Origin of the sequence: Undibacterium umbellatum (assembly GCF_014284125.1) — a bacterium.
In the GTDB taxonomy this organism is placed as follows: Bacteria; Pseudomonadota; Gammaproteobacteria; order Burkholderiales; family Burkholderiaceae_D; genus Undibacterium; species Undibacterium umbellatum.
The window spans coordinates 1-14,120 of the sequence record NZ_JACOFX010000019.1; the positions used below are offsets into that span (position 1 = coordinate 1).

Here is a 14,120-nt window from a genome sequence, read left to right on the forward strand (position 1 = left end):
CAGTCGGTGTATCTATCGATGCTGGTGCATTGACAGCACAATCTGCTCTGGACGTCACACTGGCCCGTGGCGCCAACTTCCTGAGCCTGGGCGCTGGTGCAGACCGCGTTGTATTGCTGGGTAACTACATCGCTGGTACCTATGCAGTCACAGAGAACGGTGTTTCAATCAATGCACAGTCCACAGTCAATGCAGTTGCTCGCGTTGTTACAGACACGATCAACCTGGGTGCAGGTAACGATACACTGGTTACTTACGGTGCGATCAACCTGGCTGGTGCACAACTGTCCAACATTGAAAACATCACAGCAAATTCAGCAGTCGTCATCACAGCAAGTCAATATGCGGCATTAATCGCTGCGCGTGCGGCATTGAACCTGTCTGGTCCTGTGCTGACATTCACTGGCGCAGGTCCGCATCAACTGACGATTGTGGATGATGTGGCGGGTGTGAATAATATTGATCTGTCCTTTGTTACAGTGACAGGCGGTACTTTGGTATTCGACGTAACGTCTTCTTCCAATGCAACGGGTGGTGGTGTGAATAACACGACGACATCGAACGCAATCGGTACATCCGGTGGTGCTACTGCGACTGCTGGTACTGTTGGTACTGGACCTTCAAATGGGGGTGGTCAGGCATTGGCCCCTATCGCCCTGACAGCTGGCGGTACATTTAACAGCACAGCAGGCGTGAACGACAACTTCACCGGTGCAGCAGCCGCTTTTGTTGGCACGACCATCAATGGTAATAACGGTGACGCCGACACGATCACCTTCACGGGTGGTGGCAGCCTTGTTATTGGTGGCGGCAATACCATTACCAACATCAAGACAGTCACAATAGACAATACATCGTCTGATGTGTACTTCAACGTGGCAACGGCTGGTGTTACTACTGTCAACGGTGGCTCTGGTAATGACCGCGTGTACCTGGCCAACTCTGGCAACTCCATGCTGGCCGGTAATGTCAACCTGGGAGCAGGTAACAATACCCTGACCATGGAAGGCAAGACTTACAGTGGCACTTTCACTGCAGGCGCTGGTACATCTGATATCCTGAGCCTGGTCGCATCATCCAATATTGCTGGTGCGAATATCTCCGGGTTCGAAAGCCTGGTGGTTGCCAGCAATGCTGGTATTACTTTGTCTGCGGCTCAATACAGTGCTTTCACCGGCATCACAGCGACAGGTACAAATGCCTTCACATTCTCTACGGCAGGTACTATCGCTGGTAACGCGACTGTAGAAAATTATGTACTTGCAAATGGCGCAAATACCTTCACTGGCGCGGCTGGCTTGATTTCTGTCACTGGCGGTACTGGTGTCGATACGTTCAGTGTGGGTGATGCAATCATCACGGCAACTGTTGCAGCGAATGGTATCAACGGTGGTGCTGGTGCGGATATCCTGAACGTTGGCGCTGTTACTGCTGCGCTGGATATGTCTGCCAAAGTAACCGGTGTTGAAACCGTGAATGTGACTGGTGGTACTAACGCCGCATGGACTGTGACTAATGAAAACGGTGCTGGTGTGACTTTGAACTTCACCAAGTCTGCTTCTACGGCAATCAATAACGTCATCCTGGGAACTGGTGGTCAGACCCTGAATGTTCTGGGTACTGGTACCGGTGCAACCACCATTACCGGCGGTACAGGTGTTGATACTATCAATCTGTCTACAACTACAACTGGTGTTGATACGATCGATGTAACTTCTGCAGGGACACGTTCCAACATCGGTTCTATCGATACAGTGGCAAACTTCAAAGTTGCTGGCTCTGACGTATTCAAAACAGGTACAGCAGCAACAACATTGAACGCACTGAACATCGCTAACGCTGACGTAGCAACTTTGGCAGCAGCAATCGCCACAGCAGCAACAGCAGCTGGCGCGACTCTGGCAGCTAACACCCAGGCTTACGTCATCACTGTAGCTGCTGGTACAGCAGCTGGTACATATGCTTTCCAAAACATCGGTGGCACTGTAGGTACAGTTGACGCAACTGACTTTATCGTTAAAATCACTGGCGCAGGTTCCATCGTCGCTGGCGACTTTATCGCTTAATTCGGTTGGTAATAGCAGGAGGGTAATCCTCCTGTAAAGTGATAAAAAAACGAGCCCGGCACTGCAAAGTGCCGGGCTCGTTTGTAACTAAAGTCACCATTCATAGATACAATAAAATTGCTGCGTATTTGCATGTGAAGCATCACAATCACGGCACCGCCATTCAGCGATTTCTCATGCATTTATTCCCTTATTCATTTGCTTTAGTGATGCAGTCTATAGTCTGCTCCATACTTGCCTGCCTGACGCTGGTAGTTGCACCAGTTCATGGCACTGAGAGCGAAAGGGCAGTTGATGCAAAAAACTGCAGAAAATTAATACCTGATGAATATCAATGGCAAGCACTGGACTGGTCGCATCTGTGGGCAGCAGACTTACCGCGCGAATTAAAGATTTTCCCTGAGCAGCAACCAGACTGTGCTGTGCATGCGGGAATCTGTGCTGATGCAAAAAGCAAGAAAACCATAGTGGTCGATGTGGACGTGTTTTTCAAAGACTCTGCCATCTGGAATAAGCCTGAGCAACTGCGAGCCTATATGGCGCTCGTCAACCGTTATTACCAGCAGGCGCGCATTGGTTTCAATTTCAAATTCCGTCCGGCAAGTGAGCTGCCAGCCTGGACTGAAAATCGCAATCAACTGACAGTGATTTTTGCCTCAGCCATGCCCGCACCGGCAGGTAAAGTTGCGGATGCATTTGGCAATTTGCCCGCAGGCAAAGCAGTGTTTAACGATGTACTCATGAAGCGCCAGGAACGACATGCCAATCCCTATTTCATCATGGGCAAACCGTTAGGGCATGAACTAGGGCACGTACTAGGTCTGGCGCATACGCAGGACATAGCTTTATTGATGACACAGGGCACTTCATCGCAAAACGCACTTGATATATTGCCTGAACAGGCATTGATCATGCGGGTCATGGCATTGCAGCGTTTTGGTGGCAAACTCGATTCCGTGATTGCATGCCACTAAGGAAATGTAACGCTGAATAATTTGTCATTTCATTATTTTAGCAGAAACACCTCCCGTGAAATGCCCTTGAGCAATGCTTGCAAAGGTGCTTAAGATGGACGAAAAAGGTAAAATGCCGGTATTCCGTCACTGCGAGCTACCATGACTGCCCCCACTTCAAGCACTTCCCCGCAACAAATCACGATTACCCGTCCCGATGACTGGCATTTGCATGTGCGCGATGGCGCAGCACTGGTCAGCGTGCTGCCGCATACGGCAGCACAGTTTGCCCGTGCCATCATCATGCCAAATCTCAAGCCGCCAGTCACGACGACTGAACAGGCGGCCGCCTATCGTGAGCGCATACTTGCTGCCTTGCCAGCAGGCATGAGTTTCGAACCGTTGATGACCCTGTACCTGACAAATAATACGCCCCCAGATGAAATTCGTCGCGCCAAAGACAGCGGTTTCGTCCATGCCGTGAAACTATATCCGGCTGGTGCCACTACCAATTCAGACGCCGGTGTGACCGACCTCAAAAATTGCTACAAGACTCTGGAAACCATGCAGGAAGTTGGCATGCCCTTCCTGGTGCATGGTGAGGTTACGGATGCCGAAATTGATTTGTTTGACCGTGAAGCCGTGTTCATCGATCGCGTCATGCAACCATTGCGCAAGGATATGCCGGAATTGAAAGTAGTGTTTGAACATATCACCACCAGCGATGCTGCCGCCTATGTGGCAGAGTCCGGCGGCCCGATTGCCGCGACGATTACACCCCATCATTTGCTTTACAACCGCAATGAGATTTTCAAAGGTGGTATACGCCCGCATTATTACTGCCTGCCTGTACTCAAGCGTGAAACCCACAGACAGGCGCTGGTTAAAGCCGCCATCTCGGGCAGCAAGCGTTTCTTCCTGGGTACAGATTCGGCCCCTCATGCCAAGGGTTTGAAAGAACATGCCTGTGGTTGCGCCGGTTGCTACACCGCCCTGCATGCAATGGAATTGTATGCTCAGGCTTTTGAGCAAGCTGGCGCGCTTGATCAACTGGAAGCATTTGCCAGTTTCAATGGCCCCGACTTTTATCAATTGCCGCGCAATAGCGGTAGCATTACCCTGGTGCGCGAAGACTGGCAAATGCCGGCTGAATTGCCATTCGCCGATACCACCATCGTGCCGCTCAACAGTGGTGAAACCCTGCACTGGAAAATGCGCGTCGCCTGAACTTTGCCTGCATTTTCATGACACCACGTTTCTTTGATGACATAGACTGGTCGCAAGCCTGGTTTGCCGCTGTACGCGAAGAGGCGCAAGGCTTGCTGGCGGCAGATGACTGGCGTGCGCAACTCAATCAGTCTGCCGGGCAGTCTGGATTGAGCAATCATCTTGAACTGCCACTACGCTTTATTACTCAGGAAGAATTGCCCGAAGGCACAGCGTATGAAGCACATATCAGCGCGACCGGTCTGGTGCCTACCCGCGAGAATCTCCATGATTTTTTCAATGCTCTGGTATGGCTGACTTTCCCCGCCATCAAGCGTCAATTGAATGCGCTGCAGGCAGCGCAAATTGCAGCTTGTGGCATAGGCAAGTCTCGCGGCCCGGCGCGGGATGCTGCTACCATCTTTGATGAGAATGCTGCCTTGCTGGTGGTTGCCGATACGGCGGAGGGGGCCAACCTGATCACGGCCCTGCGCGCCCATGCATGGCAGGATGCCTTTGTCACGCAGGCAGAAAAATTTGGACGCTGTGCAGAGGTTTGGTGTTTTGGCCATGCCTTGATGGAAAAACTGGTCAACCCCTATAAAGCGATTACTGCCCACACTTGGGTAGTGACGGTAGCACCAGCGTACTTCGAACTGGATGGCCCAGGCCGACGTGCATATATTGACAAAATGGTCGCTCAGCAATTGGCAGAGCGAGCTTTGACAACGGCAGACTACACACCTTTACCTGTCCTTGGTCTACCAGGCTGGTGGACGCAGCAAGATGCTGCTTTTTATGCCGATCAACAAGTTTTCAGGGCAAAACGCCAGAGTTGAGTCTGGCGGTTCACTGTAAGCATACCCAGGATTGATTAAGCAGCAGCGCTGGTTTGCAAGATCTGGAATAACTGATCCTTCAGACTGACACGTATTTTCTTCAAACCTTCCAGTGCTACATCGCCCAGATGTTCGGCACCATTTTCTGCACGATTGATGGCTTTATCAGTTTCATCATATTCGTTAAACAATTTGGCGAAATGCGCGTTGCCAGTTTTTAATTCGTGTATGGCTTGCTTGTATTCCGGAAATTCTGAAGACAGGGGGTGATGATCTACTTGCATGGACTTCCTTCTAGGGTTGTTGTGGTAACGAGGAGAAATTTCCTTGTCTTCATACTAAGCGTATGGAGCCTCGCCTTGATGATCTACATCAAGGCGAGTCAAGAAATTTTTGTTGACGTTCCTGCTTGCCTCAGTGAAATGTGAATCAACAAGTATGGCGACGATTTCAGGTAGAATAATTGTGTAATGCGATACGCCTTGGAACGATCATCGCAATAAGACAGATTGCTGCATCACTCACAGCCAGCACCAAGGTGCGGGCAAGTTCTGCCGTAAGGCAGTCAGGCTAAACCGGGACTGGCCACTGCCATGCTCAGCAAGCATACACATCATCCAGAGTCACCAGATCAGCGTGGTCATGCACGTCAGCTAACCTTGTCCTTGCGCAATGCTATTGTACTTGGCATAGGTCTGGGCATACTGATACCCGCTATTTTGCTGGGAACCATGTTGGCCAGCGATAGCTATCAGCGCGAATTTGACGTCCGTGTGCGGAGCCCGCTCAAACAATATGCAGGCATGCTGGAACAAACCATGCCTGTGCCTTTATGGCAAGTCGATGCCACCAGTGCACAGAGTTTTGTCAATTCTGTCATGCTTAATCCAGATGTTGTGCGCATCGTTGTTGAAGACGCAGCGCTGGGTCGCTTCGTGCATGCCGAACAAGCAAATGTGCAGAAACAGGGTTTGCTCAGCGAAACCCGTGACATTCGCAAGGATGGTGCGGTCATAGGGCGCGTCACAATAGAAATGAGCAGTCATTTGATGGAGCAGGAATTCCTGAAAAAATTCCTCAAGGGCGGGTTGGCCATCCTGGTGCAATTACTGATTTCCTTTTTCTTGTTGTGGCTGTTATTCCAACGACGCATGATGCGCCCACTGCAGCAATTGCAGCGCGATGTGGATCGTTTGGGGCAAGGGCAACTGGCCGATGCTGTCAGTGTCGCCAGGGCAGATGAACTTGGTAGTCTGGCCCTTGGTGTGGATTCCATGCGTTTGCGCCTGGGTGAATTGATGCACGAGCAAGCCAGCCACAATGCTACGCTGGAACAACGTGTTGAGGACCGCACCAGGCAATTGCATGCCTCGAATCAGGAGTTGCGGACAGCACTGGAGGACCTCAATACTGCGCATGCTGAAATTCAGCGCAGTGACAGGCTGGCAGCACTTGGCTCTCTGGTGGCAGGTGTGGCACATGAACTTAATACGCCAATTGGTAATTCTGTCACCGTGGCCAGCACCATCCATGACCTGAGCCGGGAATTCAATAAAGAAATGGAACAGGGTGTTACCCGTGCAGCCTTACAAAATTATGTCGACAATAATCTGGCGGCCAGCGATATTTTGTTGCGCAATCTGCATAGCGCTGCTGAGCTGATAGGCAGCTTCAAACGTGTGGCTGTGGATCGCACCAGCGCCCAGCGCCGCGTCTTCCTGCTGGATGAAGTGATCAGGGAAATCCTCCTGACCATAGGTGCAGGCATCAAGCGAAATGTGTATGAAATACGCATGGATATTCCGCCGGAAATACGCATGGATGCCTATCCAGGATTATTGGGGCAGATCATCAGCAATCTCATCAATAATGCGATCCTGCATGGGTTTGAAGGGCGCGAAAACGGGCTCATCGATGTCAGTGCGCGCTTGCTTGATACTGAGCCAGCGTCAGTGGAATTGAGTGTCAGAGACAATGGCATAGGGATAGCAGGGGCCAATCTGGGACGCATCTTTGATCCCTTCTTTACGACCAAACTTGGCCAGGGGGGGAGTGGCCTGGGCTTGAATATAGTCTATAACCTTGTCAGCGACGTATTGGGCGGTAGCATACACGTTGAAAGCCAGCCAGAAATAGGCAGCAGTTTCATCATGCAATTGCCCCTGTGTGCTCCTGGTCATGAAGACATGGGCAGGCGTTTGCTATAAATTCAGTGCGCAGTTTTTGCCACGTCCGACCAGCCCTGTGGGCAATTTACCTGCGACGACAATTTTTGATATTCACCAGACGCACGCAGTTTTTTCAAGCCTGCATTAAAAGCCGCGACCCGGCCAGCACTGCTCGGCAAACCCCGTGACATCATCAGGTGAGTGGTGAAACTGTCTGTCATCAATTTTGGGTGCGCAGACAATTGCGCTGCGTCAGCCGGGGAAAAATTGCGTGCCAGCAAATCACAGGTGACATTTCTTTCCATAGGGGCGATATCCACGCGTTTTAACAACAGCAGGCGCAGGGCTGCCATGTCGTTTGGCAGCTTTTCCACTTTCAGCTCAGCTTTGTTGGCCATGGCCCAGATTTCTGGCGTATAGGTATAGTCTTGTATCATGGCGATGCGATACGGGCGCAGGTCAGCCAGTTGCTGCCATTTGAAATCCAGTGCATTGCGATAGACAAACACCCATTGCTCGGTGATGACATTGTCACTCAGGAAAAAGCTCACGTCATGTTCTGGTTTATGTCCCCAATATGCGGTGCCATCCCACTTGCCGGCACGGCTTTCTGCCAGCGCCCTGGACCAGGGCAGGAAAGTAAATTCTACCCGGTAGCCCTCCAGTTCAAAGGCGCGCCGCACTATGCTCAGGGCGATGCCTTTGTCGGGTCGGCTTTCAGTCGCATAGGGGGGTAATTCGCCGGTGGCAATTTTGAGTAACTGGGCCTCAGGTTTTTGCGCCCAGGCCAGCCCATGTGATATCAGCAGGGCAAGTGCAAACAAGGACGACCAAGCTTTTTTCATGACACCGCCTCATAAATAAGGGATTCAAGAGCTCATCATCTGCTTTATTAGGCTTTATGGCAAGTCGCCTGCTTACAACATAGTTGCTGGATTGAAATTGAAAAAGGGAGCCTAAGCTCCCTCTGAAGTGCGGGCTCAAGCCTGTGATTTATTGCTCGCGCAACCAGGTCTGGGTACGGCCAAACATGGGTGCACCTATATAGCCGCGTACATTGAGTTTCTTGTTGTTTTCCACAATGCTGAGTTTGCTGCTGTACAGCTTGCCATTACCCGGATCAAGGATTTTGCCGCCGGTGTATTCATCACCGTCTTTTTTCAGCCCTGACAAAATCGTCATGCCGACGATGGGCTGGTCTTTGTTGGCACCTTCGCACTTGTCGCATTTCGGGTTTTTGTCGGTAACATCGGCTTCCAAAAACAGTTTTTCTATCTTGCCCTGCAATTCGCCGGCAGTTTCGGTAATACGAATCAGCGCCTTGGGTTTGCCTGATTTGTCATCTATGCTCTTCCACAGGCCGACGGGGCTTTCTTCAGCCTGCGCCAGCAGGGGCATACCTGTGAGTGCGATAAATGCGGATAGTACGGATAACACAAGTGGAACTGTTTTTTTCATGCTGTCTCCAAAAGAAAAACTGCGGTCTCTGATTTATGTGATTTGATTGTACGTGGCAAAATTTTCACCACGTACAATATTTTTAGAGTACCTACTTTAACCCACGATATTGCAACATCTTATGCTGGTGGCAGCTTACCCAGCTGTTCCAGCAGTTTTTGCAGGGTAGCTTTGAAATTCGCCAGGCGTTCTTTCTCAACCGCGATGACCTGTGCAGGTGCCTTGGCGACAAAGCCTTCGTTACCCAGCTTGGTCTCTATCTTGGCAATTTCACCTTCCAGGCGGGCGACTTCCTTGCTGATACGTGCACGTTCTGCTGCCACATCGATTTCCACCTTCAGCATCAGCTTGGATTCGCCGACGATGGATACCGGTGCCGGTGAATCTGGTAAGGCATCAACCACAGATACTTCAGACAATTTCGCCAGGGCTTGCAAATAAGGCACAAAAGATTGCAGGCGTGCCTTGTCTTCTGCATTGGCGGCTTGCAACAGCAGCGGCACGCGCAGGGCAGGGGACAATTGCATTTCACCACGCAAGTTACGGCAAGCGTCGGTCATGCCTTTCAGTGCCTGCATCCAGGCTTCTGCCGCAGTGTCGACGTTTTCAGCGACGAACAGCGGATAAGGCTGGATCATGATGCTGTCGCCAGCCGGGTTCAAAGTCTTGCCTGCCAGCGGAGCCACGGTTTGCCACAAAGCTTCGGTAACAAAAGGAATGATAGGGTGAGCCAGGCGCAAGATCACTTCCAGCACGCGCAAGAGTGTGCGGCGTGTGGCGCGTTGCTGCGCTTCATTACCTTGCTGTACCTGTACCTTGGCCACTTCCAGATACCAGTCACAGTATTCATCCCAGACAAACTTGTAGATGGCAGAGGCGATATTGTCGAAACGGTAGTCGGCAAAACCTTTTTCGATCTCGGCCTCGGCGTGTTGCAGGGTAGAGATGATCCATTTGTCAGCTTGTGAATATTCGAGGTCAGCTTCTGTGACACCAGCACCAAAACCACAATCCTTGTCTTCGGTATTCATCAAGACAAAGCGGGTTGCATTCCACAGCTTATTGCAGAAATTGCGATAGCCTTCACAGCGGCCCAGGTCGAAATTGATATTCCGGCCCAGCGAGGCATAGCTGGCCATGGTGAAGCGCAGGGCGTCAGTACCATAAGCAGGTATGCCATCGGCAAATTCCTTGCGCGTGGCTTTTTCTATGCTGGCAGCCTGTTTAGGATTCATCAGGCCAGCGGTGCGTTTGGCGACCAGTTCATCAACACTGATACCGTCTATCAGGTCGATAGGGTCCAGGGTATTGCCCTTGGACTTGGACATTTTCTGGCCGCTGGAATCACGTACCAGACCATGTACATATACGGTATTGAAAGGCACCTTGCCGGTGAAGTGCGTAGTCATCATGACCATGCGCGCTACCCAGAAGAAGATAATGTCAAAGCCGGTCACCAGGACTGAAGATGGCAGGAACTGTTTGATATCCGGTGTTTCTTCCGGCCAGCCCATGGTCGAGAACGGTACCAGCGCAGACGAGAACCAGGTATCGAGCACATCTTCATCACGCTTCAATGCGCCAGTGTAACCAGCAGCAGTTGCTTTGACTTTTGCACCAGCTTCATCATGCGCAACAAAAATTTCGCCATTGTCGCCATACCAGGCCGGGATTTGATGACCCCACCACAATTGACGTGAAATACACCAGTCCTGGATATTGGTCAGCCACTGATTGTAAGTTGTCGTCCAGTTTTCCGGGATGAATTTGATTTCACCGTCAGCGACTTTTTCCAGTGCCACTTCAGCAATGGATTTACCTGGGAAGTGCGTGCCTTCCGGCGCCGGCTTGCTCATGGCCATGAACCATTGGTCAGTCAGCATCGGCTCAATGATCACGTTGGTACGGTCGCCACGTGGCACCATCAGCTTGTGTGGCTTCACCGAGTCCAGCAAACCTTGCGCATCAAGGTCAGCAATGATTTGTTTGCGGGCGACAAATCGGTCCATGCCTTGATATACGGCGGGGCCGTTTTCATTGATCTTGGCATCCAGAGTGAAAATACAAATCATCTCCAGTTTATGACGCTGGCCAACCGCATAATCGTTCAAGTCATGCGCAGGCGTGATCTTCACGCAGCCAGTACCAAATTCCTTGTCAACATAACTGTCGGCAATCACCGGGATTTCGCGGTCAGTCAGCGGCAGCTTGAGCATCTTGCCAACCAGATGGATATAGCGCTCGTCCGTCGGGTCAACCGCCACGGCCACGTCACCCAGCAGGGTTTCAGGGCGGGTGGTCGCTACTGTCAGGTGGCCGGAACCATCCGCGAATGGATAGCGGATATGCCACATCGAGCCATCTTCTTCTTCCGACACCACTTCCAGATCAGATACTGCCGTGCCCAAAACTGGGTCCCAGTTGACCAGGCGCTTGCCGCGGTAGATCAGGCCTTGCTCTACCAGTTTGACGAAAACATCGGTGACGCTCTTGGAGCGTTCAGCATCCATGGTGAAGTATTCACGATCCCAGTCGGCAGAGGCACCCATGCGGCGCATCTGGCCGGTGATGGTGGAGCCGGATTTTTCTTTCCATTCCCAGACCTTTTCCAGGAATTTTTCACGGCCCAGATCATGGCGCGAAATCTTTTGTGCATCCAGTTGGCGCTCCACCACGATTTGCGTAGCGATACCCGCATGGTCAGTACCTGGCACCCAGGCCGTATTGTGACCGCGCATGCGGTAGTAGCGCGTCAGGCCATCCATGATGGTCTGGTTGAATGCATGGCCCATGTGCAGGGTGCCTGTCACATTTGGCGGCGGCAACTGTATCGAGAATGAGGGTTTGCCTTCATCCATGGTGGCGGCAAAATATCCACGTTTTTCCCACTCACCACGCCAGGATTGTTCGATTTCTGCGGGCTCAAAAGACTTGGCTAATTCCATAATATGATCTGCGGTGATTGCTAAACCTTTGATTATAAATGAGGTAAGTGCATATGTCGGCTTTTCCTGCAGGTAGCCCGAATTTAAATTGCATTAATAATAATTAATATCGTAGAGCTTGTGATAAGTCGGCAGTGTTGTGAGAAATGCCCGTTGCCGTCACGCATCGTGCTTGTTGTTGCCGGAAGGATTGGATTATTATGTTTGTAACCTCCAGGGGACATGATGAGACGCCTTATCACCACGCTAAATGCCCTGAATTTTGCTATCTTGCTGCTGGCACAGCCGCAGCTGGCCATGGCTGACGAGCCACAAAATGAAGAGGACCTGGCCCTGGTATATGGTGACAAGTCTGTCGTTAGTGTTGCTACCGGTTCGGCCATGCCTTTGCGCCGCGCACCTGCCGTTGCCACAGTGATCACGGCTGCGGACATCCAGGCAACCGGTGCTACCAGCCTGGACGGCATACTGGAAACCGTGCCTGGCTTGCATGTAAGCCGGTCCACTGTGCTGAACATGGGTATTTACACGATACGCGGGGTACGCAGTACCTTGAACAATCCTCAAGTGCTGGTGCTGATCAATGGAACACCATTAACGAACGCTTATAGCGGCGACCGGGGGCTGGTTTCTGCCGACATGCCGCTGGAAAATATTGCCAGAATAGAGATTATTCGTGGCCCCGGTTCCGCCCTGTATGGTGCAGATGCCTTTTCTGGCGTGATCAATATTGTCACAAAAACTGCAAAAGAGCAGGAAGGAAGCCGTTTCGGTGTCAGGCTGGGTTCCTTCAATAGTCGTGACGCCTGGGTTTTACATGGGAGTAAATGGGCGGGCATCGATGTGGCAGCGTCCCTGCAACATAGCCGTACTGCCGGGCCACGCCCTTTGGTGGAGCGTGATGCCCAGAGCGGATTTGATCAATTGTTTGGAACCAATGCTTCGCTGGCCCCTGGTTACGGAAATTTCGGTCGCGCCGCCACTGATGTCAATCTTGAATTTGCTTACGACAAATGGAATCTGCATCTGGGAGTCATGCACAGAGAAAATTTGGGAACTGGCCCAGGCATAGGTCAGGCACTCGATCCCAAAGGCTGGGCTAGCAGCCGCAGGTTTACCAGTGATCTGAAATATAAAGATCCTGTTATGGCCAGGGACTGGGGGGTGGAAGTCAATGGCAGTTTTACTTATTATAATGAAAATGCCAGCGTCTATATTTTTCCTGCCGGGGCTTTTGGCGGCGCATTCAAGGATGGTTTTATCGGCAGCCCTTTCCGCTGGGAGCGTCATGAAAGATTGAACGCGACCGTGCATTACAGTGGTTTTTCCCAACATCATTTGCGTTTTGGCCTAGGCATGTCAAAAGAAGACTTATATAAGGTCCGCGAGACGAAAAACTTCAATCCAGACAATTCACCCATTAATGCAGGTGCTTTTTCCGATTTGGTGGATGTTACTGACACTGTCCCTTACTTACGACCACATAGCCGCTTGTTGAAGTATGTCTACGTGCAAGATGAGTGGCAGTTTGCCAAGGACTGGACCCTGACTGCTGGTGTCCGGCGTGACCAGTATTCCGATTTTGGTAACACGACCAATCCAAGATTGGCCCTGGTTTGGGAGGTCGACTACAACCTGACCGCCAAGCTCTTGTATGGCAGCGCCTTTCGTGCCCCTGCTTTTGAAGAGTTATATGTCATCAATAACCCTGTGGTGAATGGCAATCCGGCATTGAAGGCGGAAAAAATGCGTACCACGGAAGCCGCGCTGAGCTGGCAGGCGCAGTCAGGCTTGCATCTGGGTTTGACGCTTTTTCATTATCAGATGACGGACATTATTCGCATCAGCAATAATTTTTTGCATGAAAATGGTGGCAGCAAGAGTGGCCGGGGTTTTGAGCTGGAAGCCAGCTGGGATGTGAACAAGGATATCAGTCTGGCGGGGAATATCGCCTACCAGAATACGCTTGACGACATGCTGCAAAAAGACCCTGGTCTGGCACCACGCCGCCACGCCTATCTCCGTGCTGACTGGCATGCACCAACAGGATGGCGCGTCAATGCCCAGGTCAATCATGTCGGCGACAGGCAACGCGAACCCAGTGACTCTCGTCCGAAGATACGGGATTACACCACTCTGGATCTGACTATAGGTAGTAATAACAAATATGCTGGCTGGGACTGGACTGTGTCGGTGCGCAATCTCTTCAATGCCGATGTGCGCGAACCCAGCCCCTACAGCACACCTTTTGTGAGTTTGCCAAATGATATTCCCATGGCGGGACGATCAGTATTTGTGCAGTTTGGCTACAAGTTGTAAAACTGAGTCATTTCGATTTCTGAAAAAATTGGCCGCCAGCCAGAAAGAACGGGCAGCACCAGTGATTTTGGTATGGGGACAGAAGTAAACCTGTTAATGTTGATGGCTAAGATGGCAGCCGGGGAAAAATTGCAGGAGTGCAATACACCTTGCAGTGAAAATCAAA

General features: G+C 51.3%; 10 protein-coding genes. 6 read left to right on the top strand and 4 right to left on the bottom strand.

The genetic code is table 11. The annotated features are described in order from the left end of the window. The 4 genes from H8L47_RS24380 to H8L47_RS24395 all read left to right on the top strand — a co-directional run. Positions 1-2,066: beta strand repeat-containing protein (locus H8L47_RS24380; protein ID WP_186956284.1), on the top strand; the 2,066-nt coding region annotated here is incomplete at its 5' end. 209 nt (positions 2,067-2,275) lie between these two features. Next, positions 2,276-3,040, top strand: a complete 765-nt coding sequence (locus H8L47_RS24385; RefSeq protein ID WP_186956285.1) for a hypothetical protein — start codon at positions 2,276-2,278, stop codon at positions 3,038-3,040. A gap of 141 nt (positions 3,041-3,181) precedes the next feature. Next, the gene (pyrC, locus tag H8L47_RS24390) at positions 3,182-4,246 is read left to right on the top strand and encodes a dihydroorotase (RefSeq protein ID WP_186956286.1); all 1,065 of its coding nucleotides are present in this window, start codon (positions 3,182-3,184) and stop codon (positions 4,244-4,246) included. Between the two features lie 17 nt (positions 4,247-4,263). After that, positions 4,264-5,064 (top strand): DUF3025 domain-containing protein, encoded by an 801-nt coding sequence (locus tag H8L47_RS24395; RefSeq protein WP_186956287.1) that lies wholly within the window; start codon positions 4,264-4,266, stop codon positions 5,062-5,064. Between the two features lie 35 nt (positions 5,065-5,099). Here the strand turns inward: H8L47_RS24395 and H8L47_RS24400 are convergent, their stop codons facing one another. Continuing rightward, entirely contained in the window at positions 5,100-5,348 is a 249-nt protein-coding gene (locus H8L47_RS24400; RefSeq protein WP_186956288.1) for a YdcH family protein, read from the bottom strand. 309 nt (positions 5,349-5,657) lie between these two features. Between H8L47_RS24400 and H8L47_RS24405 the strand changes: the two genes are divergently transcribed. After that, positions 5,658-7,271, top strand: a complete 1,614-nt coding sequence (locus tag H8L47_RS24405; RefSeq protein WP_186956289.1) for a sensor histidine kinase — start codon at positions 5,658-5,660, stop codon at positions 7,269-7,271. 2 nt (positions 7,272-7,273) lie between these two features. Here H8L47_RS24405 and H8L47_RS24410 read toward each other — a convergent pair whose 3' ends face one another. From H8L47_RS24410 to H8L47_RS24420, 3 genes are all read right to left on the bottom strand, one after another. Continuing rightward, the gene (locus tag H8L47_RS24410; RefSeq protein WP_186956290.1) at positions 7,274-8,077 is read right to left on the bottom strand and encodes a substrate-binding periplasmic protein; all 804 of its coding nucleotides are present in this window, start codon (positions 8,075-8,077) and stop codon (positions 7,274-7,276) included. 148 nt (positions 8,078-8,225) lie between these two features. Further along, positions 8,226-8,690, bottom strand: a complete 465-nt coding sequence (locus tag H8L47_RS24415) for a DUF2147 domain-containing protein (protein WP_186956291.1) — start codon at positions 8,688-8,690, stop codon at positions 8,226-8,228. A 119-nt stretch (positions 8,691-8,809) separates the two neighbouring features. Next, a complete protein-coding gene (locus H8L47_RS24420; RefSeq protein WP_186956292.1) occupies positions 8,810-11,635 on the bottom strand; it encodes a valine--tRNA ligase in 2,826 nt (941 codons plus the stop codon). A gap of 225 nt (positions 11,636-11,860) precedes the next feature. On the opposite strand from H8L47_RS24420, the gene H8L47_RS24425 reads away from it, so the two are divergent. Continuing rightward, positions 11,861-13,954 carry a TonB-dependent receptor plug domain-containing protein gene (locus tag H8L47_RS24425; protein ID WP_186956293.1) on the top strand — a complete coding sequence of 698 codons (2,094 nt, stop codon included), beginning with the start codon at positions 11,861-11,863 and terminating at the stop codon, positions 13,952-13,954. Positions 13,955-14,120: the final 166 nt, after the last annotated feature.

What these genes read in the sequence shown, in the direction of transcription:
- H8L47_RS24385 (WP_186956285.1), top strand. Translation starts at nt 2,276, where the DNA reads ATGCAGTCTATAGTCTGCTCCATACTTGCCTGCCTGACGCTGGTAGTT.
- pyrC (WP_186956286.1), top strand. Translation starts at nt 3,182, where the DNA reads ATGACTGCCCCCACTTCAAGCACTTCCCCGCAACAAATCACGATTACC.
- H8L47_RS24395 (WP_186956287.1), top strand. Translation starts at nt 4,264, where the DNA reads ATGACACCACGTTTCTTTGATGACATAGACTGGTCGCAAGCCTGGTTT.
- H8L47_RS24400 (WP_186956288.1), bottom strand. Translation starts at nt 5,348, where the DNA reads ATGCAAGTAGATCATCACCCCCTGTCTTCAGAATTTCCGGAATACAAG.
- H8L47_RS24405 (WP_186956289.1), top strand. Translation starts at nt 5,658, where the DNA reads ATGCTCAGCAAGCATACACATCATCCAGAGTCACCAGATCAGCGTGGT.
- H8L47_RS24410 (WP_186956290.1), bottom strand. Translation starts at nt 8,077, where the DNA reads ATGAAAAAAGCTTGGTCGTCCTTGTTTGCACTTGCCCTGCTGATATCA.
- H8L47_RS24415 (WP_186956291.1), bottom strand. Translation starts at nt 8,690, where the DNA reads ATGAAAAAAACAGTTCCACTTGTGTTATCCGTACTATCCGCATTTATC.
- H8L47_RS24420 (WP_186956292.1), bottom strand. Translation starts at nt 11,635, where the DNA reads ATGGAATTAGCCAAGTCTTTTGAGCCCGCAGAAATCGAACAATCCTGG.
- H8L47_RS24425 (WP_186956293.1), top strand. Translation starts at nt 11,861, where the DNA reads ATGAGACGCCTTATCACCACGCTAAATGCCCTGAATTTTGCTATCTTG.